Raw genomic sequence first — 25,018 nt, 5'->3', positions numbered from 1 at the left:
GCAAATTTGCCGCCGCCCTCATACGATGGCCAGCCCGGCTCGTGAGACGCTCCCCTATTTCTCTAACCCTGTCGCCGTAGAAACCCGCTGATCGTCACCCTCTCCCAGATACCTGCAGCGAAAAACGGATCGGCGTGGTGGAAGTTCTCGACCTCGCGCCGTCCTGGCGCCTCGATCAGAAACAGGCTTCCGATCATGGTCTGACCGTCATCGGCAGTGAGCGGCCCGGACATCACGATTCTGACGCCGAAACGGCTGGTATCGAACAGGAAGGCCTTGTGGGCATCATAGTTGGCAAGCCGCGTTGGCAGCGCGCCAGCACGGTCGACAGCATGGATCGCAAACAGCATCTTCGTCTCCGCAGATATTCCTCCGGTCGGACCGCCTTCCGACGGCTTTGGACGCCGATCCCGCCGGATATCGGGCAATGAGCGAACGTGTGGACGCTGCACATTCGCAATCAGCGCCCCCGCGTGCAACCGTATACGGCCTCGCTCATTTTCCGGCCAGCTTCGCCGCCTCATCCCAGCTCGGACAGGTGCGGGCCTCGACCGGCGTCTCATAGGGCCGATAATTCGCTTTGGTCACGACCGTCGGTTTCAGCACGATTTCCGACACCACGGGCTGCTTGCGCAGCGAGCGGATCGCAATCGTCGTGCCGATGCAGCCCTGCAGAAAGCCATTATAGTCGCCGCTCGCCAGCAGCTTGCCCGCCTTGATTGCGTCGACCGCCTCCTTGGTGCCGTTGATTCCGATCACCTGGGCGGTGCGATTCGCGCCCTCAAGCGCTTCGATCACGCCCATGGCCATGGCGTCGTTGGCCGCGAGTACGCCATCGATTTGCGGGTGCGACTCGATCAGGTTCTCCATCACCTGCAGCGCCTGCAGGCGCTGATAGTTGCCCGGCTGGGAGGCGAGCAGCTTGGCGCCGGGTGCTTCCTTGAGCGCATCGTTGAAACCGCGCACGCGGTCGACATTGGTCAGCGAGCCCTTGACGCCCTCGATGATGACGATGTTGCCCTTGCCGCCAAGCGCCTTGAGAAGATAGCGCGCGGTCTCGAGTCCAAGGCTATAATCGTCCGCGCCGACGAAGGAGATGAACTTGCCCGCGGCGGAGCGATCGGTGATGTTGACAACAGGGATATTGGCCGCGTTGATCTTCTCGACCCCCGGCACCATCGCCTTGTAATCGACAGGGATAAAGACGATCGCGTCCGGCTTCTTCACCACGACATCCTCGATCTGGCTGAGCTGTTCGGGGATGCTGTCAGATTTGGTTGGGATGTAATGCAGCGTCTTTGCATTCAGCGCCTTTGCCGCAGCATCGGCGCCGACCCGCACGGCTTGAAAATACGGGTTGGTTTGGTTCTTGGTGAAGACCGCGATGGTCTCGCCGTCGGCATATGCCGCCGTGCTCATTGCAGTCGCAGCCAGCACCGTCAGACCCGTACAGATCCTGTTTCTCACGCTCATGCTTCCGTCCCCTTTCTGTTCGTGTACTTTTGAGAGATCATTGCTTGCGGCGACGCGTCTTCATATCGAGCCACACCGCGAGGATGACGATGACGCCGGTCACCAGCGGCTGCCAGCTCGCATTCACCGACAACAGGTTCATGCCGTTGAGAACCAGCGTCAGGATCAATGCGCCGACGAAGGTGCCGAACATGGTGCCGACGCCGCCGAACAGCGACGTGCCGCCGATCAGCACCGCGGCAATTGCGGGCAGCGTCAGGCTTTCGCCGATGTCCGCTTCCGCCGAATTGAGCCGCGCCAGAAAGATGATCGAGGCAAGTCCGGCCATCGTGCCCGACACCGTATAAACCAAGAGCAGGCGTCGGGTGAGCGGAATGCCCGACAGCCTTGCCGCGGCGGGATTGGCGCCGATGGCGTAAATCTCCTGGCCCCAGATCGTGCGCTGCGCAAAAGCCGTACCTATGGCGAGAAAGATCAGCAGCAAATAGATGGGCGTCGGCAGTCCGAACAGGTAGCCGCTGCCGACCTGTCGAAAACCGGGCGGAAATCCGTGAATGATCTCCCCCGCCATGTACCAATAGGTCACACCGTTGAGGACCCAGAGCATGCCGTAGGTCGCGATGAAGGAAGGAATCCGGAGCGCCGTCACCATGAGACCATTGAGGAGACCGATGACGCCGCCGGTTGCGAGTGCCGCCAGCACGCCGAGCGCCGCCGAGCCGGTCCCTTGGATGACCGTGCCGGCGAGACACGCGGACAATGCGACATTGGCCCCGACTGAAAGATCAAGACCTGCCGTCAGCACCACCAGCGTCAGGCCTGAGGCAATGAAGAACAGCAAGCTAGCCTGCCGCAGCACATTGAGGATGTTGCCGAGAGTGAGGAACGACTCGCTTAGCAGCGCGAGCGCAAGGCAGATCAGGAAGACGGCGAGCAGGCGATAGAAGACTTGCAGCAGGTCCGCCGAGATGAATGGGCGTGGCGGGGCGAAGCCCGGCTTGGACAGCTCCGTCATGGGCGGCTCCGCAATCCGTCGAGGAACAGCGCCAGGATCACCAGCACACCAACGCTTGCAACCTGAATCGAGGATGGCAGCGCCAGCAGATTGAGGCCGTTGCGCAGCACGCCAACGGCTAGAACGCCAAATGCGGTACCAAGCAGCCAGCCATCGCCGCGCTCGAATGAGGTGCCGCCGACGGCAACTGCTGCAATGGCATCGAATTCGAGGCCGAGCCCCGCGGTCGGGTGGCCGGCGTTCATGCGCGCGGTCATCAGAAGCCCGGCAACGCCCGCCATTGCCCCGCCGACCGCGTAAACCGCGATCAAGAGTTTTGTCGGTGAGAGTCCGGCTTAGCTTAACGCCTCGCGGTTGCCACCCAGCGCGAAGATGTAGGTGCCGAAACGCGTGTGGTAGAGCAGGCCGTGAAAGGCGAGATAGGCGAATAGGCCCAGCAGAACCGGTACTGGAAGGCCCAAGACCGCTGCCGAATAGATCTCGCTCACGGCGCGAGGAACACCGACCACACTCTGGCCATCGCTGACAATAAGCGCAAGACCCTGCGCCATGCCGAGCGTCCCGAGCGTGGCCACGAAAGGTGGAATGCCGAGGACGGCGACAAGCCAGCCATTGGCGATCCCAAAGGCGAGCCCCACCGCAACCGCAGCTGCGAGGCCGAGCAGCATCGAGCCGGTGGCGACCGAGACGATGGCAACCGCCAGCGAGGTCAGAGTCAGCACGGCGCCCATCGAGAGGTCGAGCCCTTCGGTCATGATGATAAGCGTCATCGGCAGTGACAACATCAACAGCAGGGTCGACTGCACCAAGACGTTTGCGATGTTCCCGCCCGACAGGAAGCCCGGAGCAGCGACCCCGAACAAGGCGAGCAGCAGCACCAGCATGATCGCGACGCCGGGGATGCGTTGAAGCGCGTTGGCCGAGATGGCGAGAACGGCCTCACTCATGGTGCATCCCCAATCGCACGATGTTCTCTTCCGTGAGCTCGGCGCGAGACAGCTCGCCGGCGATGCGCCCCCCGCGCATCACATAGGCGCGGTCGCAGACATGGCAGATTTCCGCCTGCTCCGAGGAGATCATCAGCGCGGCCGCGCCATCCGCGACCAGACGGTCGATCAAGGCGAAGATCTCGGCCTTGGCACCCACATCGACGCCCCGCGTCGGCTCGTCGAAGATGAATAGCCTCGCGCCGGCCGCAAGCCATTTGCCGATCACGACCTTCTGCTGATTGCCGCCGGAGAGCAGCGCTACGCATTGACGCGCGCTCGGCGTCGCGATGCGGAGCTTTAGGATGAGTTCGTCGGATACGCGCAAGGCCCGACGCGGCTCGAACAGGCCGCTCGGGAATAATTTGCGCAGCGCGGACACCACGAGATTATCGGCTACCGAGCGCAGCAACGCCAGCCCTTCGCTCTTACGGCTCTCGGGGATCAGCGCAAGACCGAGCCGCGCCGCCTCGTCCGGCCCTCCGGCTTTCTCGCGGCCGTCAACCACGATCCGCCCCGCACTTGCCGGATCGGCGCCGAAGATCGCGCGCACCACCTCGCTCCGGCCCGAGCCAACCAGGCCGCAGAGGCCGACGATCTCGCCTTGGCGCACCACGAGATCGATATCGCAGATGCCGCTCGGCGCCGACAGCCCACTGACCTCCAGCAGCACTTTGCCGGGCCGTTCGGCAAAATGCCTGACGTAGGACATGTCGATCGGCCGACCAACCATCATGCGCACGAGCGCGTCTGGCGTGGTGGCGGCGGGATTGACCTCACCGATGCGTCTGCCATCGCGCAGCACGGTGATGCGATCGCCGAGCGCAAACACTTCCGCCATGCGATGGGAGATGTAAATTATGGCTACGCCATCGGCCTTGAGGCGGCGGATCAGCGCGAACAAGAGTTCGGTTTCGCGATCGGACAGCGCCGCAGTGGGCTCATCCATCACCAGGATGCGGGCGTTCTGGCTCACCGCCTTGGCTATCTCGACCATCTGCTGCTGCGCCACCCCAAGCTTGGCGACGATCGTGGTCGGATCGATGTCGAAGCCAATGCTCCTAAGCACGCGCTCGGCATCGCGAAGCAGCCTGTGGCGATCGATTGTGCCGGGCACGGCCCTCTTCGGCTCGCGACCGAGAAAAATGTTCTGCGCGATATCAAGATAGGGAACGAGCGAGAATTCCTGGAAGATGACGGCGATGCCGAGGCGCTGCGCATCCGCGCTGGAATTGATCGAGACCCTCTCGCCGCGGTAAAAGAACTCGCCTGCATCCGAACGATAGGCGCCACACAGCACCTTCATGAGCGTCGACTTGCCTGCACCATTCTCGCCAAGAAGCATGTGAACCTCGCCCGGCCAGACTTCGAAGGACACGTCCTCCAGCGCCTTCACGCCGGGAAACGCCTTGGAGATGCCCTTGAGCTCCAGCAGCGGCGGGATTGCCTCTCCCCGGGGTGGTGGCTCGTCGATCAAGGAGGCGAAACTCATACCTGCCCTCCACCGAAAATCTTGCCGGGATTCATCAGGCCGTGTGGATCGAGCACGGATTTGATGCCGCGCATCACCTCGACCGCCTCGCCGAGCTCGTCGACGAGATAGCCGATCTTGCCGAGCCCGATGCCGTGCTCGCCGGTCGATGTGCCGTCCATGGCGATCGCCCGAGCCACCATGCGGCCATGCAGCGCCTTGGCACGCGCGATCTCCGCGGGCTGCGACGGGTCGATGAGGATCAACATGTGGAAATTGCCGTCGCCGACATGGCCGACAATGGGCGCGATCATCCCGCTCTCATCGGCATCGCGGCGCGTGGCGGTCAAGCATTCGGCAAGCCGTGAAATCGGGACGCACACATCCGTAATGAGCGCGCGCGAACCGGGCCGCAGGCCGAGGCCGGCATAGAGCGTATCGTCGCGCGCCCGCCAGAGCCGGCTGCGGTCTTCAGGCGCCCGCGCCCATTCGAAACCGCCTCCGCCATGATCGGCGGCGATTGCCTGCGCGGCTTCCGCCTGTTCGACAACGCCTGCGTCCGAGCCGTGAAACTCGAAGAACAAGGTCGGCGCCTCGCGATAGGCGAGCTTGGCGTAGGCGTTGATACCGCGCATCATGACGTCGTCGAGGAGCTCCACGCGCGCGACCGGAATCGCCGACTGGATCACGGCGATCGCAGTATCGACCGCATCGTGCAGGTGGTCGAAGCTGCAAACCGCAGCGGAGATCGCCTGCGGCACGGGATGCAGCTTCAGCGTGACTTCGGTAATGACGCCGAGCGTGCCCTCCGCACCGACGAAGAGCCGCGTGAGGTCATAGCCCGCGGCCGATTTACGCGCGCGCTTGCCGGTGCGGATCAGGCGGCCATCCGCGAGGACGACCTCGAGCGCCATCACATTGTCCTTCATGGTGCCGTAGCGCACCGCCATGGTCCCCGAGGCGCGGGTCGAGGTCATGCCGCCGATCGACGCGTCGGCCCCGGGATCAATCGGAAAGAACAGGCCGGTACCGCGTAATTGCGCATTGAGCTGCTTTCGGGTGATGCCGGGCTGCACCACCACATCCATGTCGCTCGCATCGACGGCCAGCACCCTGTTCATCCGCGCGAAATCGATCGAGACGCCACCCGCGACGGCTGAAGTATTGCCTTCCAGCGAGGTGCCAGCGCCGAACGGGATGATCGGGATATGCAGGCTCGCACAGAGCTTGACGGTTTCGACTACCTCCTGCGTGCTCTCCGGAAACACCACCACATCAGGCGGTAGGCACGCGTGATAGGCTTCGCTCTGGCCATGCTGGTTCAGCACGGCGCGCGCCAGCGTGACGCGTGATCCCATCATGCCCGCAAGCCGCTCGACGAGCGTCGATGCGCTGACCGGCGGTCCCATCAATGTCCTCCCCGGAAAGTTCTTTTGCGGTCCGCACTCTAACGGTCGGTTTGCCGCGTTGTTGTTCCAGCCGGCTATCGCTTTGCGGCCGGCTTCAGGCCGAAATCATAGTTCAGATGATAATAAGGCAGGTCCAGCATCCGCCCGTCCGGTGCACGGCCTGGCGAACGCCGGACATAGTCGCGGATCAGGCTGTCTTTAACTCCGAACACGACGTCGGAATCGAGGTACTGGTCGCCGGCTACGAAAACGTGAGTCACGAGCTGTTCGTAGCCCGGCGCCGAGATCATGAAGTGCACATGTGCGGGACGCCACGGATGCCGCCCCTGGGCGTTCAGCATCTGGCCGACGGGCCCATCATGCGGGACCGGATAGGCCGCCGGCTTGATCGACCAGAAGCGAAAGCCTCCGTCGGCATCGGCATGAAAGCGGGCGCGCATCGCCAGATGTCCGATCTCACCGAGCTGCTGCACGTCGTAATAGCCCTCATTATCCGAATGCCAGACCTCGATGGTGGCGCCGGCAATCGGCTTGCCATCGGATGAGGAGACCGTGCCGGTGACCAGCAGCGGATCACCTTCCATGCCACCGGAGATGTCGTCGCCGATCGCCTTCTCGGGAGCGGCCGTCACGTAGAATGGTCCAAGCACGGTGGTTTCCGTGGCGCCTTCCGGCACTGGATGGTTGATGGCATCGACCAGCATCGAGACGCCAAGCGTGTCAGACAGAAGGATGAACTCCTGGCGCTTGTCGTCGCACATGTGACCGGTGCGGGTAAGAAAATCGATTCCCCACTCCCACTCCGTCTGGGTCGGCCTGACCTCGCGCACGAAGGCATGCAGATGCCGGACCAGAGCCTCGCTGATCTCTCGCACGCGCGGGTTTGGCGCATTCTTGACGCGGTCGAGCACGGCTTCCGTGATGTTGGTTTCATCGAAATTGCGCATGAAAACCTCCGACGATCAGAGTTCAGGCTCGCCGAGACCGGATAAGCGTTCAAGCTGAGCCACCGTCGCGATGAAATCGGTCTCCCCCTCGCCCTGCGCGATAAGCGAGCCGTAGCTCTCGCGCAACTGTGCCGCGAGCTGAAGCGGCACGCCGACCGCGTGGCCAGCGCCGAGAATGAGGTCCAAGTCCTTGGCCATCTGGCGGCAGGAGAACGTCGATTCGAAATTGCGCGTGGCAAGCGGCGGCGTCTTGTATTTCACCATCGGCGAGGCAACCGCGCTCTCCTCGAGCACCTGCAGCATGTCGCGCCAGGAGATGCCCCCTTTGCGCCCGAGCGCCAGGCTCTCGGCCATCATTCCAGCGGTGACCGCGATCATCAGGTTGACCGCAAGCTTGGCGTAACGCGCCTGCTCAGCCTCGCCGAGATAGGTCTGCGCGCGGGTGAAGGTTGCAAGCAGCGGGCTCACGCGCTCGAAGGCGGACTTGGGCCCCGATACAAAACAGGTCAGTGCGCCGGTGTGAGCGATGGCGGCATTGCCTGAGACCGGCGCGCGCAGGTAATCAACTTGTCGCGCACGCGCGGCCTCGGCGAGCTCAGCGGAGATCTCCGGGCTAACCGTCGAGGTCTCGATCAGGACTGAGCCCGCCGCCATCCCGCGGAGCAGTCCCTGCGGTCCCAACACCGCACTGCGCAAGACGACATCGTCGGGCAACGAGGTGAACACGACAGCTTGTCCGGCGACGGCTTCCGCCGCCGAAGCGGCCGGGCACAGACCGCTCTGGCGCGCCATCGCAAGCCGCTCAGCGCTCGTGTCAAATGCCGCCACCCGCTTTCCCGCCTCTGCGAGGCGGCCTGCGATCGGCAATCCCATCTTCCCGATGCCGATCCAGGCAATGCTGTCCGTCTGCGCTGCCGTGCTCATGGTGCCCTTCCCTGCCGTTCGATCTCGCGGACCAGCCGCTCGCCCGATTGCGCCAGCTCGCGCTGCCGCTGCGCGAGGCTATCGAACAGCAGCCGCCCATCCCGCTTCCTCCAGACGCCGCCGATCATCACAGCCTCGATGTTGGCAAGGCTCACCTGCATGAGGACGCTTGCGACCGGATCATGTACGGGCGAGAGGTTAAGCGCTTGCGCGTCGATAACGACGAGATCGGCAAACTTGCCCGGCGCGAGCGAGCCGATTTGGTCCTCGCGCCCAAGCATGCGCGCGCCTTCAAGAGTGATCCAGCGGAGCGCCTCCCGGACCGGAATCGTGGTCGTTTCGGGGATGGCGCCGGTCGCGCGGCGCGATTCTGCATTGTCCAGCGCGCGCTGGGCCGAAAGTGCCGTGCGCGCCGCGCCGAGGAGATCGCCTGCGAGCACCGATTCCAGGTCGACGCCGATCGAAGGCCGCGCGTCGAGGTTCAACAGACGCCCGGTGATCGGAAAACCGTGGCCCTGGATCATTTCGTTCTCAGGGGTGACCGAGAACGACACGCCAAGATCGACCAGGCGTTTGAGCAGGTCGTCGGACAGGTCGTTGCCGTGCACCACATTGATGCCGCGCCCAACCAGGCCTGCCTTGATCAACAGCTCCCAGCCGCCGGGCGTTTTGGCGGGGCCGCCGCCCTGGTGCATCGAGGCAATCAGCCCAAATTCGCGGGCGAGACGAAAATCGTGCAGGGCGACCTCGAGCGTCGAGTAATGCGGACCCAGGATGGCTAGGCCGAGAGTCACCAGACCATCCCGATTCGCCAACGGACCTGCGAGCAGCCGCTCAACCTCGCTGCGCGGATGCGGCACTTCCGAAAAATGCGGCTGACCCGGTTTCGAGTTCGGCTTCGGGGAGCCATGAAGGAAGGCGGCGCGAATACCGCTCTCGAACAGCGCACGCACCGCGGCATCGGTGTGCGCAGGAGTCGGATTGTTGTGACACCAATCCACCAGTGTCGTGACACCGTGGTTGATTTGATTGAGCGCGCCGAGCAGCGTCGCGATATGGATGTCGTCCGGCCGGAACAGTGTGGCAAGCCCGGCATGCATGCGACGGAAATATTCGAGCAACGTCCAGTTTGCGGCAAAGCCGCGCAACGCCGTCTGCCAGGTGTGCATGTGGGCGTTGATCAGGCCCGGGATGACGATGCGGCCACGGCCATCGACGATCTCGGCGTCGTTTGCGGTGATGTCGCGGCCGATCGCGGCAATACGATAGCCATCGACCAGCAGGTCGGCGCCAGCAAGATCGCCGAGACCATCGTCCATGGTGAGGATCGTCGCCGCGCGGATCAGGATACGGGCCATGGTCACGTTCTCACGCACCAGGCGTTTCTTGCGGGGGCTCGCCGGCCCAGGCGCGCGCGATCAGCTCGCGGATTGCGCTGCGATCGAGTTGGCGCGGATTCCAATAGGGGGTGGTCAGGGCGATATAGGCTGCCTTCTCGATCCCCTCGCGCGGCATGCCGATGTCCTTGAGCCCAAGCTTGGCGCCGAGGCTGCGGGCGAGTTGATAGAGCCCATCGGCCGCGTCTGCTGCACCCAGCGCCCGCGCAACGCGTGCCGCTGCATCGGGCACCGCGGGAGCGTTGTAGGCCATCACATGCGGCAGTATGATGCTGTGAGTCTCCGCATGCGGCAGGTCGAAGGTGCCGCCGAGCGTGTGACAGAGCTTGTGATGCAAGGCCATCCCGACTGCGCCGAGGCAAGTCCCGCACAGCCAGGCGCCATAGAGCGCATCAGCGCGCGCGTCGCGGTCGTTTCCCCGACGCTGCATGGCCGGCAATCCGCGCGCGAGGACGCGAATGCCCTCTTCAGCCATCAGCGAAATGATCGGATTCTTGTCACGCGCGTAAAGCGCCTCGACCGCATGCGCGATTGCATTCATTCCGGATGTTGCCGCGAGCGCCAGCGGCAGCGTCATGGTAAGATCAACATCATAGACCACCGTCTCGGGCCGGATCCCGGGGCTGGATTGCGTGGTCTTTAAGCCATCGCGGGTCTCGCCGAGAATCGGCGTCATCTCCGAGCCTGCATAGGTTGTCGGCACCACGACTTGCGGCAGATCGGTGCGCAGCGCGAGCGCCTTTGCGAGCCCCGTGGTCGAGCCGCCGCCGACGGCAACGAGCCCGTCTGCACCGAGCGCGATCACCTGTTTCATCGCGCCTTCGGTGACCTCGACAGGCGTATGCATCACCGCACCGGGAAATAACCCCGCCCCGCGCGCGCCGAGCAGGTCCAACATCTCCCGTCCCTGCCGCTCCTGCGGAGGCGTGGTCAGGACCAGGGCGCGTGAGATCGACAGCCGCTCAAGTTCGGCGGGCAATTGCGCAATCGTTCCCGCGCCGAACACCACGCGGACGGGGGCCGACTGGTAGACAAAGGCATCCATGGACAGCTCCTTGGTCGCGCGGCAGCGCGGGCACAGGCCGTCTTATCCGTGCTCGCCGAACGGATTCGGCGAATACGGCCAGCGTTTCCTCCGGCATAGAGCGTTAGCTTTTATGCACACGTTTGTCAACGAGCTGCACACGTTTGCTGGAATCATCAATTCCCAAGACCGAACGGCAATCGTCGTTTGCCCTTTTCGACTGGCCAATTCGATCACCTCGTGTCATTGCATGAAGGTTCGGCTAAGCTTACGCGCACGATTCAAGTGGATGGTTGGATGCCACGCAGGAAAACCCCGAAAGCGTCCACGGCCGACCGTAGCGCGCGCGTGACGATCGTCGACGTTGCGAAGCGCGCCGGCGTGCACTGGTCGACGGTATCGCGCGCGCTCAATCCGCAAAAGCGACACCTGATCTCGCCTGACATGATTGAGCGCGTGGAAGCATGCGTCCGCGAGCTCGGCTACCGGCCCAACGCGCTCGCGTCCGGACTGCGCACGCAGCGCTCGCGCACGATCGGTGTCATCGTCTCCAATTTGGGCGACCCGGCGCATCCGCCGATCGTGCGCGCGATCGAGGACCGCTTCGCCGAGATCGGCTATGTCACGCTCGTCGGCAACACCGACAATTATCCCGAGCGTCAGGCTGCGCTGATCGACCGCTTCATCGCCCAGGGTGTCGATGGCCTCATCGTTGCAACCTTTGCTAGGAACGACCCAATCATCGGCAGCTGTGTCGAGGCGAATATTCCGACGGTTGCCGTGTTCCGCGATCCGGAATGCGATGACGTACCGAGCGTGCGAGTGGACGATGCAAAGGCGGTGGAGCTCGCAGTCCAGCACCTCGCCGCGCACGGTCACCGCCGCATCGCTCACATCGCCGGTCCCCAGAACGTCTCAACCGGCTATTATCGCCACCGCGGCTTCCGTCGAGCCTGCCGGGCGCTGGTAAAGCTCGGCGTGGTGCCGTCGGTTGTGTACGGCACCCAATTCACCGTCGAGGACGGTGAAATCGCCTGCCGGATGCTGTTGCGGGACCACCCCGACATCACGGCAATCGCGGCAGCTAACGACATGCTCGCGGTAGGGGCACTGCGGTATCTCAAATCCTGCGACATCCATTGTCCCAACGACATTTCGATTGTCGGCATGAACGACATGCCGTTCATGGATTCGATCGCACCGGCTCTCACAACGATCCGCACGCCCACCGCCGATCTCGGGGACCGGGCCGCAGCGATCCTGATCGCCATGATCAACGGAACGCCGATCGAGAGCCGACGGGTGGTCCTGCAGCCCGAGCTGGTTGTCAGAGGCTCGGTCGCAAGATTGCGCGAGGCCACACAACGGCGGTACGACCACCTTGCGGAAGCGCCGCAGTAAGAGCGCGGTCTCGGCACGTCTGTGCGTAAGCAGATCGATCATATGATCTCAGCTCGGGGCAGGATCGGGATCACTTGCTCCGAACAGCTCCATCTTCGAAGGAAACTACGCGTTCATGCGATCGCGCATGATGACCTCGCAAATCCATTCCGTCGTTCGGCTCGAGCGCAACCTGACGCGCGATGCCGCGCCTTCGGGGGCTCAGTATCCGGGACTGCCGGGCAGAACCGCATCGTCGCCGCGAACTCCTCCGCCAGGCCTCCATCCGTCGTCTGCTTAACGATGCCGCGTGATCGGGGCAGCTCCGGGCTCCCGGAAGTAACCCCTTCTTGGTGCTATCTAATCTGCTCGCGGCGCTTCGGTGGAAAGAGCGCTGTTGGACGCGATCGGCTTGAGACTTGACCAGCTGTGATTTCGGGAGCGCTCGCAGCTGGCCCGATCAGGCGCGACGGCAATACGCTCGGCGAAGCGCCGACGGTCGCAATAGCGCACCTTCTTGGCTCGAATTCGTGGAACACCTGCGACCATCCGATTTCCTCGAACGGCGGAAGCTGCATGACCTCGCCAGGCGCTCGCGTCTTGGGCGTGGACCATCTTGAAGACCGTCCAGGTCAGAAGGCGCACATGCCAGATGCTGGATGCGCTGAGTTCCGCCGCTACTTCGACACGAATTGAGATTGCGCCCGCATGCAAAGCAGTCGGCACAATCCGCCTCTTTGTTGCGAGCGACATGCCTTACGAAACGCCCGCCTTCGCTGCTCTTTGCAGCTTTCCAAACGCGCCCGCGGCAGCGAGCGCACTGATGCGAGCATCGTTATAGCCGAGTATTGTTCGCAGCACCTCATCTGTATGTTCGCCAAGTAAGGGCGCGGCGACGGGATTGCAGGCGGGTGTCAGTTCCAGGTTGAGGGGGGTCTCGATGTTTGGGATGAAGCCCGCGGTCGGATGAGGGATCCGACTGAGACGATGACGTTCACGTGTTTCAGCCGCGTTGAATCCTTGCTCGACCGTGCGAAGGTAGCCAACGGGGATGTTGGCTTTCTTCAACTTCGCCATCCAGTTCTCCAGCCGGTCGGCGGCGAAAATTCCTGAGATGACCGAACGCAGCTTCTCCTTGTTTGCGCTTCGCGCCTTTCGCGTCGCGAACTCCGGATTGGTGAGCAGATCCGGGCGCTCGAGTACCTCGGTAACGAGGCGGCGATATAGCCGATCGTTGGCGCACGCCATATAGAGCGGACCGTCCGCCGCCTCGTAGACTCCGACCGTCGGAGAACCATTCGGCGAGTTGCCAAAGCGGCCCGGATTGGCTCCGCTGATGAGGTAGGCCATTCCGTAAAAGCCGGTCATGGACATTGCAATGTCGTACAGCGCGACCTCCACCTGCTGGCCGCGGCCGAGGCGGTCACGGGCGATCAGCGCAAGCAGAATGGCGTTGCATGCCGATATGCCCGTCGCCATGTCGATGATTGGTGGACCGGTGCGAACCGGCGGTCCATCCGGGAAGCCGTTCAGCGACATGAATCCACTCTCCGCCTGTGTGATCGGATCGAACCCGGGGCGCGAGGCAAACGGTCCCTTGCGGCCATAGGCTGAGATCGAACAATACACAAGACGCGGATTGATCGGCGCAACCGACGCATAGTCGAGACCAAACTTCTCCATTACACTTGCGGAGAAGTTCTCCACGACCACATCCGCGCGGGACATCAGGTCTCTGGCAATCTCGCGCGCTTCCGAGACTGCAAGATCAAGAGCGATGCCGCGCTTGTTGCGGTTCAAGCTGAGATAGGCGGCACTCTCGCCTCCGATTTCCGCATGCTCATAGGCCCGTGTATCATCACCGCCATCCGGATTTTCGATCTTGATGACCTCAGCCCCAAAGTCGGCCAGGATCTGCGTACACGCTGGCCCCGCCACGACCCGGGTGAAATCGACGACAAGATGATCTGCCAGCGCTGTGGGCGCGCCCATAGGCCGCGCTGGACGGTCGGGTAGCTGCGGTTTTGTCATTCTTGGCGTTTCCCGATTTGTCGTTATGGGATGAACTTTAAGGTTTATGTCCGCTGGGCGGCAAGGCCCGTGGCCCATAGGAGATCTGTCCCTCCCGGTGAGGGCCCATCTGTTGCCGCAACGCTCGGAAGCGGCGCCCAAAACAAAAGAGCCCGGTGGCGCTTGGCCACCGGGCTCCTGGCGATGCCAAATCGCTGCATCGCGCTCTAGCTCTAGCGCTCCTCATTGGCGAGTTTTCGCCGATACAACGTGTCCAGCCAGCCCCGGGGAGCGCGCGGCATGTAGGATAGCCGCCTTTGGCGAGCCAAGAGCCTGCTCGACGCCCTTGCGCCAGCGACGCAGGTGCTGAAAATCAGCCCTCATCGCGCTGCGGTCTTCCTCGATTCCGAAGGAGCTCAAGGTCGTGGTGATTGCCTTCAGCACCAGCGGGTCAATCTCCTTGCGCTGCAACCGCTGCTGCTCTGCGAGTGTCGCGGCGACAATGGCCCTGATATCCTCGTCGCGCACTTCAGTCATCGCTGGACGATCCCCGTCTGCATTTTCAAAACCACGCTTGGCGCAGTAGAACGAGACAACGAGCTTCGATGTGGCCGATGCAAAGCCTGCGAGGGGGGTTCGGTCGTCCCGAGCCCAAGAACCTTGTCGAAACGGGAAGTCTACGCACAAAACCCCGCAGTGGATGCCTTCGCTGCGGGCCTTGTTGCAAATTCTCTCGATGATCCCAGTGTCCCGGTGATTTGGCCGATGCGTCAAACCTTTTTCTTCTATGCCGCGCTCACTGCGGGGCATCTCTCGCTCGACGGGCGTCAGCACATTCGAGCATCGAGCATCGATTGAATGGCGAGCAAGCGCGGCGGGTGATCACACAGCATTGATTGCAAACCGCTCATGCGTGAATGCATTGGCACCTGTCGCCGAACCGTACGCGTCAAGGCTCTTCATATGATTGTCATGCTTCAAAAACGATTGATCGATCTGGCGCGGTTATGGCGTCCATCCCATCTGCGCGTGCGAGGCTGGAGGCACAACAAGAAAACGGGCTAAATGATGAAAGAGTTTTTGAGAGCAACCGCCGCGCCTGCCGCGGCTCTCGTCGCGGCGATTGCGTTTGGGGCGCTGCTTGCACCGACTGAGGCAAGTGCTGGCGAGTATTGCCGCCAGGACGTCACCGGCCACATGACGAGTTGCGGCTTCGACACAATGGAACAGTGTAAGGCCACATCAGCCGGCATCGGTGGTGATTGTTTCCGGGATCCGTGGCTGCCCGCCAAGACTGCGAGTAACGCCACCACCAAGGGCCATCGCAATTCCTATGCCTATCAACCGAAATCATCCCGTGTGAAGCACGGCGCCGGGCGTTGGGGACAGGGAGCGCCAGCGAGTTCGAACAATTAACGCAATCTGGGACGCCAGATGCGACGTGCGTAGAACGCTCTTGCCTTACTGAGGCCCGCAGCGGGAGCTCCGCTACGGGCCTCTTTCCATCTCGATGATGCCAATGTCGCGCTGATTTGCCCGACATGTCAAACTTTAATGAAAATAGAGCAATGCCATTCGCCACTTTGAAATCGGTCGGCCCATAGCATCCAATGGAAAGGCCCGCGGCCGGTGTTTGCGGCGCGGGCCAGATGATCTCTGCAATGCTGTCAAAGTGCGCCTGATTTGCCTGACGTGTCAACGGCGCGATCAACAGCCGAAGCGCATCGAGGAAGGAGCAACCTGAGGAGACCGTCGATGTATTTCGTCGCCGCCGCGTTGGTCGTCTTGTCTGGACTGTTTTATGCCGCGGGCAATCACGAGATCGGCTCGCTTGGCGCAGACGTGTGCCGTTATGGCGGCTCGTTCTGCGACAACCCGCATTACATGCTGGTCGCTGGAGGCTTGGCGGCAGCCTGGGGCAGGTTCGTCAGCGTCCGCTGATCAAGCAGCTTTCATTGCGAAAGCCCGGGGTGAAAAATGCCCGCGATCAACCTTGGCCGCGGGCTTAGATCGTTGCCGATGCTGACACTATGCGAGTGATTTGCCCGACGTGTCAAATTGCAAGCAAGCGGCCAAAATCCTTCAGTCCGACTTGATCTAGCTCAACATTGTACTCCTCCAATGGCATCATACGATCGGTGGCGAGATTCAATCGAATACGGAGCGATGAACAGTCCCGGAATCAGGCAAGGAGTTCGCTCCGCGGTTGCACCCGAGAGAGAGTCGGCTGCGCGTATTCCGCGCAGAGATCTTGCTGCGCTCACCATCGGCGCCATCGGGGTTGTCTATGGCGACATCGGGACCTCGCCACTTTATGCGATCGACCAGATTTTCTTCGGTGCCGCCGCCGTGGCGCCAACTCAGGACAACGTGCTTGGTGCGATCTCGCTCGCACTCTGGACGATCATCCTGATCGTAGCGTTCAAATACGCGCTGCTGGTACTGCGCGCCGAGAACGATGGTGAAGGCGGCCTGTTCGCGCTTTACGGCCTGCTCCACAAGTACAAGCGGCAGGGCACGGGCGTGTTGCTGTGGTCGCTGATGCTCGGGGCCGGTCTGCTATTGGCTGACGCGATGATCACGCCTGCGATCAGCGTATTATCTGCCGTCGAGGGATTGGAGATCGCAACGCCGGCGCTTTCGCTCTACATCATCCCGATCACGGCCGTGCTGCTGACGGGACTGTTCGCAATTCAGTTCAAGGGGGCTTCCGGCATAGCCGTCATTTTTGGACCGCTGATGCTGGTGTGGTTCGCGGTCATCGCCGCACTCGGCGCCGTTGCGATCGCAAAGCAGCCCGCGATCCTCGCGGCGTTCAATCCGGGCTATGGCATCCGCTTCCTGGCGCAGGCGGGGTTGCGCGAGACGATGGTGATCGTCGGCATCCTGGTCCTGGTCGTGACCGGCAGCGAAGCCATGTACGCCGATCTCGGACATTTCGGCGCCCGCCCAATCCGGATCGGCTGGTTCGCGGTGACATTTCCGGCTCTGGTGCTGAACTATCTCGGCCAAGGCGCCCAGCTTCTCTCCGGTGTGGAGATAGCCGGCGGCAAGCTCTTCTACAGCCTCGTGCCATCGCCCCTGCTGCTGCCCATGGTGGCGCTGGCGACGCTCGCAACCATAGTCGCATCGCAAGCGCTGATATCGGGCGCCTTCTCGCTGGTGTCCCAGGCCATCGGGCTGGGGCTGGTTCCTCGTCTCGACATCCTGCACACTCATCGGGCCCACGCCGGGCAGATCTACATTCCCGTCATCAATTGGGGCCTCTATGCCGGCTGCATCGCCCTGGTGGTGACGTTCGGCTCCTCCTCGGCGCTGGCCTCGGCGTTGGCGCTTGCGGTCGCAGGCGTCATGCTGATCACCTCGCTCACCATGTTCGCGATCGCACGATACTACTGGAAGTGGAGTTCGGCACGGACGGCACTGGTATGGGGACCGCTCACTGCTCTCAGCGGCACCTTCCTTCTGGGCGGCATCGTCAAGCTTCTGGAGGGCGGCATCGTGCCCCTGTCCGTCGCCGCCACGACCTTCCTGGTGATGGCGACATGGCGCTGGGGCCGTAAGGCGACCTTCGCAGCCTATGCCGCCCGGTCAAGCCTGACCATGGCGGAACTGGTCCAGCTTCATCGCGCGAGCACGACCTTCATCGAGCGCAACGCGCTGATCATGGCAGCGAACCCGCTGCGCCATCCCGATGACCCCGCGCCCGCGCTTGTGAGCCTGCTTCTGGAACGCTACGGCATCCTCCCGCGCAACCTCATCCTGGTCCAGGTGACCCATCCCAAGATCCCCTATGTGCACAACGACCGCTACCACATCACGGTATTCAAACGGGACAAGCACCGCGGCAGCGTTATCGGGGTCGAACTCCGTTTCGGTTTCATGGAAGAGCCGAATGTCGAGCGCTATCTCGAAAGCCTGGCGCAGCATCGCGAAATCGATCTTCCAGCCCATCCCAAGCAATGGATTGTCCACGTCGCGCACGAGAACCTGCTGCCCGCACGGCATATGAACATTCTAGGACGGCTGCGCTTCCGGCTGTTTCTGTTCTTGCGCCGAGTGTCGCGCCCGACCTACTACACTTATCATCTGGGCAACGAGGTGCAGCTCTCCGCCGAGATCATGCCGGTCAGGGTGCGATAATGCCGCGAAGTTGGCGAGCCGCAGTGCAGCCAAGTAGACGACGACGGAACTTTTTCTCGCAAGACGACGTTGATCTTCCAGTAGAGCAGCTCAAATTCTGCGCTGCGTCGATAGTCAAGCAGCCCTCCATGCTTCAGACCAGCCGCTCAACGCCAAAGCCCTCCAGCAAGATGGCGCAGCGGTTGCTCGGTCCGGGGCTGGTGACCGGCGCGGCCGATGACGACCCATCTGGCATTGCGACCTATTCGCAAGCCGGCGCACAGTTTGGATATGATCTGCTCTGGACGGTCTTCTTGACGACACCGTTCATGATCGCGATCCAGCTCGTCAGCGCGCGGATCGGCCGCGTCACCGGCAAGGGCCTTGCCGCCAACGTCGTCGAATTGGCGCCGCGCTGGCTGGTGCTTGCGCTGATTTTTCTCGTGGTCGCAGCCAATACTTTCAACATCGCTGCCGATATCGCGGCGATGGGCGAATCGCTCGCGCTTGTCATAGGCGGTCTCACGCACGAACATGCGCTGATCTTCGCATCCGTTTCAATCCTGCTCCAGGTTTTCGTGCCCTATCACCGCTACGCACCGGTGCTCAAGGTGCTGACCCTGACGCTGTTCGCCTATGTGATAACGGCGCTGACCGTGAAAATCCCCTGGAGCACGGCTCTCTGGGCGGCAGTCTGGCCAAGACCGACCATCGGCGCGAATTACTTCCTGATGGTCGTCGCCGTGCTTGGCACGACCATCAGCCCGTATTTGTTTTTCTGGCAGGCTTCGCAGGAAGTGGAGGAAATGAGGCGCAGCCCGGCTCGCCGCCCCCTTCGCGAGATTGCCAAAGGCGGCAAACTCGAGCTTTACCGCATTAGGATCGATACCACCGTGGGGATGATCTTCTCCAACGCAATCGCCTTCTTCATCATTCTCACCACCGCGGCGGTGCTCAACGCCAATGGCGTCACCAATATCAACTCCGCAACCCAGGCGGCGGAAGCGTTGAGGCCGCTGGCGGGCAACTTCACCTTCCTGCTGTTTGCGCTCGGCATCATCGGCACCGGGTTATTGGCTATTCCGGTGCTCGCCGGGTCTGCCGCCTACGGCGTGGCCGAAGCCTTCGGCTGGCAAGCCACGCTGGAAGCCAAGGCGCCAGACGCGATCGGCTTTTACACCATCATCGCCGCAGCGACCGTCATCGGCTTCGGTCTCGGCTTCACAGGGATCGACGCCATCCACATGCTGGTCTGGAGTGCGGTGCTCAACGGCATCGTCGCTGTCCCGATCATGGCCATGATGATGGCGATCGTCTCGAATAAGAGGTTAATGGGGCGGTTCAAGGCGAGATCATGGCTGGTGATCCTGGGCTGGCTCGGGACCGGATTGATGGCGATCGCCGTCATCGCCCTGTTCTGGTCATTCTTCGCATAGCTGCGGCTGCAGCCGTGTCGAGACGGCATCAGCATTGGTGCGTTGCAATATGAGATTTGTGCTATTAGTCGCGCGGTCGCGAGGGCCGCTACTTGCACGTACGCGTAACGTGAGGCACATCGCGCGGAGTTCTTAATGCTGACCGACCTGCTCACGGGCGCGGAATACAGCAGAAGCCGACCAGGGGAAATGCCTTGACCAAACCGAACCGGATGAGCGCACGCTCAATGCCCTCTTATTCGCCGCACGGCCTCGCCTTGCTGCGCGATCCGCTGCTCAACAAGGGCACGGCTTTTACCGAACAGGAGCGCGATGCGCTCGGCTTGCGCGGCTTCCTTCCGGCCGGCGTCCTTTCAATGCAGGCGCAGGTCGAACGTGTGCTGACGAATCTGCGTTCTCTTCCGAGCGATCTCGAAAAATACGTTGCGCTGAACTCGCTGCATGATCGAAACGAAGCACTATTTTTCCGGGTGGTCTGCGACCACATCGATGAAATCCAGCCGCTGATCTATACGCCCACGGTCGGCCTGGCGTGCCAGCGCTACGGACTGATCTTCCAGCGGCCGCGCGGGCTTTTCATCTCGGCCAACGACCGCGGGCGGATCGCCGAAATCCTCTCCAACTGGCCCTATCGCACCAAGCTGATCGTCGTCACTGATGGCGAGCGCATTCTGGGCCTCGGCGATCTCGGCGCCAACGGCATGGGCATTCCGGTTGGCAAGTTATCCCTCTATTCCGCCTGCGCCGGCATTCACCCGGAGCTTTGCTTGCCAGTTATGTTGGATGTAGGGACCAACAACGAGGAGTTTCTCAACGACCCCTATTACATCGGGCTCCGCCAGAAGCGCACGACCGGCGCGGCCTATGACGAACTCGTCGAGGAGTTCATAAACGCCGCGCGCGAAGCCTTCCCCGGCGTTCTGATTCAGTTCGAGGATTTCGCCAATCATTCGGCCTTCCGTCTGCTGCACAAATATCGCGACGACGCCTGCGTCTTCAACGACGACATTCAGGGCACGGCAGCCGTCGCGCTGGCCGGACTGTTCTCGGCCTTGCGCGCGACGCGCTGTAAGCTCACCGAGCAGCGCATCCTGTTTCTTGGCGCCGGTGAAGCCGCGACCGGCATTGCCGATCTCGTGGTGTCCGCCATGATGGCGGAAGGCCTGTCCGAAGCCGAAGCGCTGCGGCGCAACTGGCTGGTGGACTCCCGTGGTCTTGTCGTCAAAGGTCGCGCCAATCTCAGCGGGCATAAGCTGCGCTATGCGCAGGACCAGGCGCCCATCAATGACTTCCTGACCGCCATCAAGACGCTGAAGCCAACCGCGATCATCGGCGTCGCTGCAGTTGGAGGCGCGTTCACGCCGGAGGTCCTGCAAACCATGGCAGAGCTCAATGAGCGGCCGATCGTGTTTGCGCTCTCCAACCCGACCTCGAAAGCCGAGTGTTCGGCCGAAGATGCTTACCGCCACACCGGCGGCCGCGCGCTATTTGCCTGTGGCAGCCCCTACGATCCGGTGAAATTCAACGGTCAGACCTTCGTCCCGCGTCAAGGCAACAACTCCTACATCTTCCCCGGTGTCGGCCTGGGCGTTATCGCAAGCGGCAGCCGGCTGGTAACGGATGAGATGTTCATGGCGGCGGCGCATTCACTCGCCAATTCGGTGAGCGAGGCCGATCTCAAGCAGGGCAGCCTTTATCCGGCTCTGCCGCGCATCCGTGAAGTCTCCGCCCAAATCGCGGCAGCCGTCGCTGGCGTCGCCTATCAGCGGGGCCTTGCCCATGGCCCGACACCCAACGACCTCATCAGCTTCGTTCAGGCGCAGATGTACGATCCGCATTATTGAGGCGACAGGAGCTTGCCCCTCCTCAGCCGCCGCGTTGCAGGTGCCGCCGCAGGTTGCGGACGTCGGCTATTGTCTCGATATCGAGCATCGAATCAATCAGGCGCACCGACATCTCACGCCTCAGCACCGGAGTCATCAGATCGCGTGCCTTCTCGATCACCTCGGCTCGCGTCATCGGGTTGCGGGGCGTGCCGCGTACGGCCACTACCCGCTCCGAAAGCCGGCTGCCGTCCGCAAACTCCACCTCAACGATGGTCTCGCGTGCCGGCAACGATGTGGCGAGTTCCTCGTCACGCGCCAGATTGACCTTGGCACGCTGCTTCAGCACCACGGGATCCTGCATGCGCGGCTTATCGTGGGCCGCATGGAAAGAGACGGTCTTGTCGACCAGCATGACCGCGATCATGTGCTGCAGGCAGATGTCGGGAATGTCGCGATTATCCACGACCGCGGCAACGGAAGGCGCGAGCCGCACGCTCACCTGCCTCACCTGATCGAGCTCGAAGGGCTTCTTGGCGCGGATCGCCTCGAGCCCATCCAGCGGGCCCTGGATGGGCGAACCAACACTCCATTTCTTGATGTCGGTTTGCGTAATCTCAAAACGCTCGCCGAGTTTCTCGATCAGCCGGTCCGGTTCCGCTTTCGGGGCGTAGGCCGCAAAGAAATTGTCCGGACCTGAAAATACGTCGTCGACGCCGTTCCAGCCCGACTGGACGAGGAGCGCCGCCGTGACTCCATTACGGGCCGGCATGCCGGCGAACACGAAGGCCTTCTCGATATGATCGGTATCTCGCCGCCAGGCGATAAAGCCAGAAGATTGTTGCGCGGCATAGTCCAGTACCCAGCGCATCTGGCGCGCATCGAGGCGCGCAGCGCAGGCGGCCGCAGCAGCAGCGCCGAAGGTCCCGGCGATGCTGTGTGTCGAGAGGCTGCTTTCATAGCTGAAACCGGCGCCTCCCATCGCCATCACCACGCGGGTGCCGATGTCATAGCCGAGCGTTACGGCTCTGAGCAGCCCCGCACCGTCGACCCCGTATGTCTCGCCCGCCGCAAGCGCCGCGGGCACCACGGCACAGCCGGGGTGGGAGCGGGATTCATTGTGCGAGTCGTCGGTCTCGTCCGCATGCGCCATAACGCCGTTGGCAAGCGCGGCATCGATCGGCGCGGCGGTCAGCGCTGAGCCGACCACGCTGACGGTGCCATTGCCACCACGCTCCCGGATATAGCGCTGCGCGGCCTGCCCAGGCGGCAGTTCCGAGCCCGAGATCATCGCGGAAATCGTATCGAGCAAATGAAATTTTGCCTGCTCGGCGACCTCGCCAGGCAAGGCTTTGCTTGGCGCCGCACTCATGTAATCGCTGAGCGAAGTCATAACGCGCCCGGGAGTGGAGGGTGAATTTTGCGCCGAGGCGACGACCGGCAATAGGCCCGCGGCCGTTGCCGCGCGCGCCGAGCCCTTCAGAAACCAGCGCCGCGATCGCATCCTGTTGCTCACCCTCCCTCTATCACGCGTGTGCTGTTGTTCGTGCACCTGCAGTGACATTTTGCCCAATTTCGGTCAATCGTCACCGCTGCTGGAAACGGCAGGTGACGCACTTGTTACGAGCTAGCGAAGCTCCAGCGCGGTCCTAGATCGCGACTTGTCGGCCGATCTCGACCACCTGATCGTTGGGCAGGCTGAAGAAATCGCTGACATGCTGCGCGTTTCGCTCCATCAGCGCGAACAACCGCTCCTGCCAGGCCGGCAAGCCTTTGCCGTCCTCGCGGGAGATCACCGTCTCATGCCCGACATAGTAGGTTACGTCCGAGAGCTCGATGCCGCAGCCCAGTGCCTTGCTTCTGGCAAGCAGCTCGGGAATGTGCGGACGCTCCATGAAGCCGTAATGCGCGTCGATGCGCCAGAAATTCGGCGCGACCTGTTCGAGCTTGATGCGCTCGGCGGATGAGACCCACGGCACTGACATGGTTTCGACGCGCAGCGCGACCACGTGTTCATGCAGGGCGCGATTGTGTTTGACATGCCAGACCATCACCGGCGGCGTACCCTTTTCGGTCCGGGTGAAAAACACGGCCGTGCCCGGCACACGGGGCAGCTTCTTCTCCGCGATGCGCGCCAGGAAGTCGGGGACTGGAATGAGCGTCTCGCGCAAGCGCTGTGAAACTGCAGCCCTCCCGCGGTGCCAGATCCACATGGTGCCATAGACGGAGACGGCCAGGATCAACGGCACATAGCCGCCCTCGGCGACCTTGGTGAGATTGGCGAGGAAGAACGCGCCGTCGACGATCAGGAAGCACGCGGCGACGACCGCGGCCGCCAATACGCTCCAGCGCCAGATCTCGCGCATGGCAATGAAGAGCAGCGCCGAGGTCATCAGCATGGTCAGCGAAACCGCGATGCCATAGGCAGATGCCAGATTATCGGATTTCCCGAATCCGATCGTCAGCCCGAGCGTCACCACCATCAACAGCCAGTTGACGACGCCGACATAGATCTGGCCGTACCCCTCCGACGAGGTCTGTTTGATCTGCAGCCTCGGCAGCCAGCCTAGCTGAATTGCCTGGCGCGTCATCGAAAAGGCACCGGTGATGATGGACTGGCTGGCGATGATGGTGGCGACGGTCGCCAGCACGATCAGCGGCAGCAGCAGCGCATCTGGGCAGAGCCTGAAGAAGATATTCCCGTCCGTCGGTGCGCCGTCGATCACCAGCGCCGCCTGCCCGGCATAGTTCAGGATTAGGCTTGGAAAGACGATGGCAAACCACGCGAGCTTGATCGGCCCAGCGCCGAAATGACCCATATCGGCATAAAGTGCTTCGGCACCGGTCACGCAGAGAAATACGGCGCCCAGCACCAGAAAGCCGGTGAGTCCGTTCGAGAACAGATAGGACAGGCCATAGATCGGATTGAGCGCGGCAAACACAGACGGATGCTTGGCGACGCCGAAGATTCCCATCACGGCCATGATCGCAAACCAGGCGAGCATCACCGGACCGAACAAATGCCCGATCGTCGATGTGCCCTGAGATTGGATCGCAAACAGCGCGAACAGGATGACGACCGCGGTCGGGACGACATAGGGCTGCAGCACGGGGGTTGCCATGTTCAACCCTTCCAGCGCCGAGAGCACTGAGATCGCCGGCGTGATCGCGCCGTCACCATAGATCAGCGCCGCCCCGAACAAGCCGACCGCGACGATGGTCGGCCGGCGCTGCTTCTTGACGCCCAACAACGCCATAAGCGCGAGGATGCCGCCTTCGCCGTCGTTGTCGACGCGCATGGCAAACAGCACGTATTTCACCGTGGTGATGATGAAGAGTGTCCAGAGCACCAGCGAGAGGGCTCCGAGCACGGCAACGGCATCCGGCGACTTCTCAGCCGTGCCCAGGATGGTTTTGAAAGTGTAGAGCGGGCTCGTGCCGATGTCGCCGAAGACGACGCCGAGCGCGGAAAGCGCGAGCAGGCTCGCCTTGCCTTGCGGCCCCCGCCGTACGCTCTCGTTACCTGCCAATGCTTGCTGCTCGCTCAAGGCCCGCATCCCCTTCACTCGCCCTATAAACTATGGGTTCGGATTGCGACAGC

20 protein-coding genes and 1 pseudogene are annotated in these 25,018 nt (G+C 62.4%); 6 read left to right on the top strand and 15 right to left on the bottom strand.

The annotated features are described in order from the left end of the window. Positions 1–62: 62 nt before the first annotated feature. The 10 genes and pseudogenes from P6U23_RS08745 to P6U23_RS08700 form a co-directional block, all read right to left on the bottom strand. Entirely contained in the window at positions 63–350 is a 288-nt protein-coding gene (locus tag P6U23_RS08745; RefSeq protein WP_407179141.1) for a YciI family protein, read from the bottom strand. Positions 351–495: 145 nt separating this feature from the next. Further along, positions 496–1,473 (bottom strand): sugar ABC transporter substrate-binding protein, encoded by a 978-nt coding sequence (locus P6U23_RS08740; protein ID WP_407179140.1) that lies wholly within the window; start codon positions 1,471–1,473, stop codon positions 496–498. Between the two features lie 37 nt (positions 1,474–1,510). Beyond that, positions 1,511–2,488: an ABC transporter permease gene (locus tag P6U23_RS08735; RefSeq protein ID WP_407179139.1), complete on the bottom strand. Its 978-nt coding sequence runs from the start codon at positions 2,486–2,488 to the stop codon at positions 1,511–1,513. After that, positions 2,485–3,435 (bottom strand): annotated as a pseudogene (locus tag P6U23_RS08730) (ABC transporter permease). The gene P6U23_RS08735 and the pseudogene P6U23_RS08730 overlap by 4 nt, the downstream one beginning before the upstream one ends. Further along, positions 3,428–4,966, bottom strand: a complete 1,539-nt coding sequence (locus tag P6U23_RS08725; RefSeq protein ID WP_407179138.1) for a sugar ABC transporter ATP-binding protein — start codon at positions 4,964–4,966, stop codon at positions 3,428–3,430. The pseudogene P6U23_RS08730 and the gene P6U23_RS08725 overlap by 8 nt, the downstream one beginning before the upstream one ends. Further along, the gene (locus P6U23_RS08720; RefSeq protein ID WP_407179137.1) at positions 4,963–6,354 is read right to left on the bottom strand and encodes an FAD-linked oxidase C-terminal domain-containing protein; all 1,392 of its coding nucleotides are present in this window, start codon (positions 6,352–6,354) and stop codon (positions 4,963–4,965) included. The genes P6U23_RS08725 and P6U23_RS08720 overlap by 4 nt, the downstream gene beginning before the upstream one ends. 74 nt (positions 6,355–6,428) lie before the next feature. Then, positions 6,429–7,301, bottom strand: a complete 873-nt coding sequence (locus P6U23_RS08715; protein ID WP_407179136.1) for an intradiol ring-cleavage dioxygenase — start codon at positions 7,299–7,301, stop codon at positions 6,429–6,431. Between the two features lie 15 nt (positions 7,302–7,316). Beyond that, positions 7,317–8,225: an NAD(P)-dependent oxidoreductase gene (locus P6U23_RS08710; RefSeq protein ID WP_407179135.1), complete on the bottom strand. Its 909-nt coding sequence runs from the start codon at positions 8,223–8,225 to the stop codon at positions 7,317–7,319. After that, positions 8,222–9,583 carry an amidohydrolase family protein gene (locus P6U23_RS08705; protein ID WP_407181387.1) on the bottom strand — a complete coding sequence of 454 codons (1,362 nt, stop codon included), beginning with the start codon at positions 9,581–9,583 and terminating at the stop codon, positions 8,222–8,224. The genes P6U23_RS08710 and P6U23_RS08705 overlap by 4 nt, the downstream gene beginning before the upstream one ends. A gap of 10 nt (positions 9,584–9,593) precedes the next feature. After that, a complete protein-coding gene (locus tag P6U23_RS08700; RefSeq protein ID WP_407179134.1) occupies positions 9,594–10,667 on the bottom strand; it encodes a maleylacetate reductase in 1,074 nt (357 codons plus the stop codon). Between the two features lie 276 nt (positions 10,668–10,943). Between P6U23_RS08700 and P6U23_RS08695 the strand changes: the two genes are divergently transcribed. Beyond that, positions 10,944–12,047: a LacI family DNA-binding transcriptional regulator gene (locus P6U23_RS08695; RefSeq protein WP_407179133.1), complete on the top strand. Its 1,104-nt coding sequence runs from the start codon at positions 10,944–10,946 to the stop codon at positions 12,045–12,047. A 339-nt stretch (positions 12,048–12,386) separates the two neighbouring features. Here P6U23_RS08695 and P6U23_RS08690 read toward each other — a convergent pair whose 3' ends face one another. The 3 genes from P6U23_RS08690 to P6U23_RS08680 all read right to left on the bottom strand — a co-directional run bounded on the left by P6U23_RS08690 (position 12,387) and on the right by P6U23_RS08680 (position 14,870). Next, positions 12,387–12,779, bottom strand: a complete 393-nt coding sequence (locus P6U23_RS08690; RefSeq protein ID WP_407179132.1) for a hypothetical protein — start codon at positions 12,777–12,779, stop codon at positions 12,387–12,389. Between the two features lie 3 nt (positions 12,780–12,782). After that, positions 12,783–14,057: a CaiB/BaiF CoA transferase family protein gene (locus P6U23_RS08685; RefSeq protein ID WP_407179131.1), complete on the bottom strand. Its 1,275-nt coding sequence runs from the start codon at positions 14,055–14,057 to the stop codon at positions 12,783–12,785. A 222-nt stretch (positions 14,058–14,279) separates the two neighbouring features. After that, positions 14,280–14,870, bottom strand: coding sequence for a hypothetical protein (locus P6U23_RS08680; protein ID WP_407179130.1), 591 nt, complete (start codon positions 14,868–14,870; stop codon positions 14,280–14,282). Between the two features lie 231 nt (positions 14,871–15,101). Between P6U23_RS08680 and P6U23_RS08675 the strand changes: the two genes are divergently transcribed. The 5 genes from P6U23_RS08675 (at position 15,102) to P6U23_RS08655 (ending at position 21,438) form a co-directional block, all read left to right on the top strand. Further along, positions 15,102–15,452, top strand: coding sequence for a DUF3551 domain-containing protein (locus tag P6U23_RS08675; RefSeq protein ID WP_407179129.1), 351 nt, complete (start codon positions 15,102–15,104; stop codon positions 15,450–15,452). A gap of 339 nt (positions 15,453–15,791) precedes the next feature. Beyond that, positions 15,792–15,977: a hypothetical protein gene (locus P6U23_RS08670; RefSeq protein ID WP_407179128.1), complete on the top strand. Its 186-nt coding sequence runs from the start codon at positions 15,792–15,794 to the stop codon at positions 15,975–15,977. 225 nt (positions 15,978–16,202) lie between these two features. Next, positions 16,203–18,179, top strand: coding sequence for a KUP/HAK/KT family potassium transporter (locus P6U23_RS08665; RefSeq protein ID WP_407179127.1), 1,977 nt, complete (start codon positions 16,203–16,205; stop codon positions 18,177–18,179). 128 nt (positions 18,180–18,307) lie between these two features. Next, positions 18,308–19,594, top strand: a complete 1,287-nt coding sequence (locus P6U23_RS08660; RefSeq protein WP_407179126.1) for an NRAMP family divalent metal transporter — start codon at positions 18,308–18,310, stop codon at positions 19,592–19,594. Positions 19,595–19,821: 227 nt separating this feature from the next. Then, a complete protein-coding gene (locus P6U23_RS08655) occupies positions 19,822–21,438 on the top strand; it encodes an NAD-dependent malic enzyme (RefSeq protein ID WP_407179125.1) in 1,617 nt (538 codons plus the stop codon). Positions 21,439–21,460: 22 nt separating this feature from the next. On the opposite strand, the gene P6U23_RS08650 is transcribed toward P6U23_RS08655, so the two are convergent. Both P6U23_RS08650 and P6U23_RS08645 read right to left on the bottom strand, forming a co-directional pair. Further along, a complete protein-coding gene (locus tag P6U23_RS08650; RefSeq protein WP_407179124.1) occupies positions 21,461–22,933 on the bottom strand; it encodes an MmgE/PrpD family protein in 1,473 nt (490 codons plus the stop codon). 133 nt (positions 22,934–23,066) lie between these two features. Continuing rightward, on the bottom strand, positions 23,067–24,965 hold the full coding sequence (locus tag P6U23_RS08645; RefSeq protein ID WP_407179123.1) for a potassium transporter Kup: 1,899 nt from the start codon (positions 24,963–24,965) through the stop codon (positions 23,067–23,069). Positions 24,966–25,018: the final 53 nt, after the last annotated feature.

The sequence above is a fragment of the Bradyrhizobium sp. STM 3562 genome (assembly GCF_045571435.1).
Lineage (GTDB): Bacteria > Pseudomonadota > Alphaproteobacteria > Rhizobiales > Xanthobacteraceae > Bradyrhizobium.
Note: the sequence above shows the minus strand (reverse complement) of the source record. Positions and strands in the feature narration are given on the sequence as shown.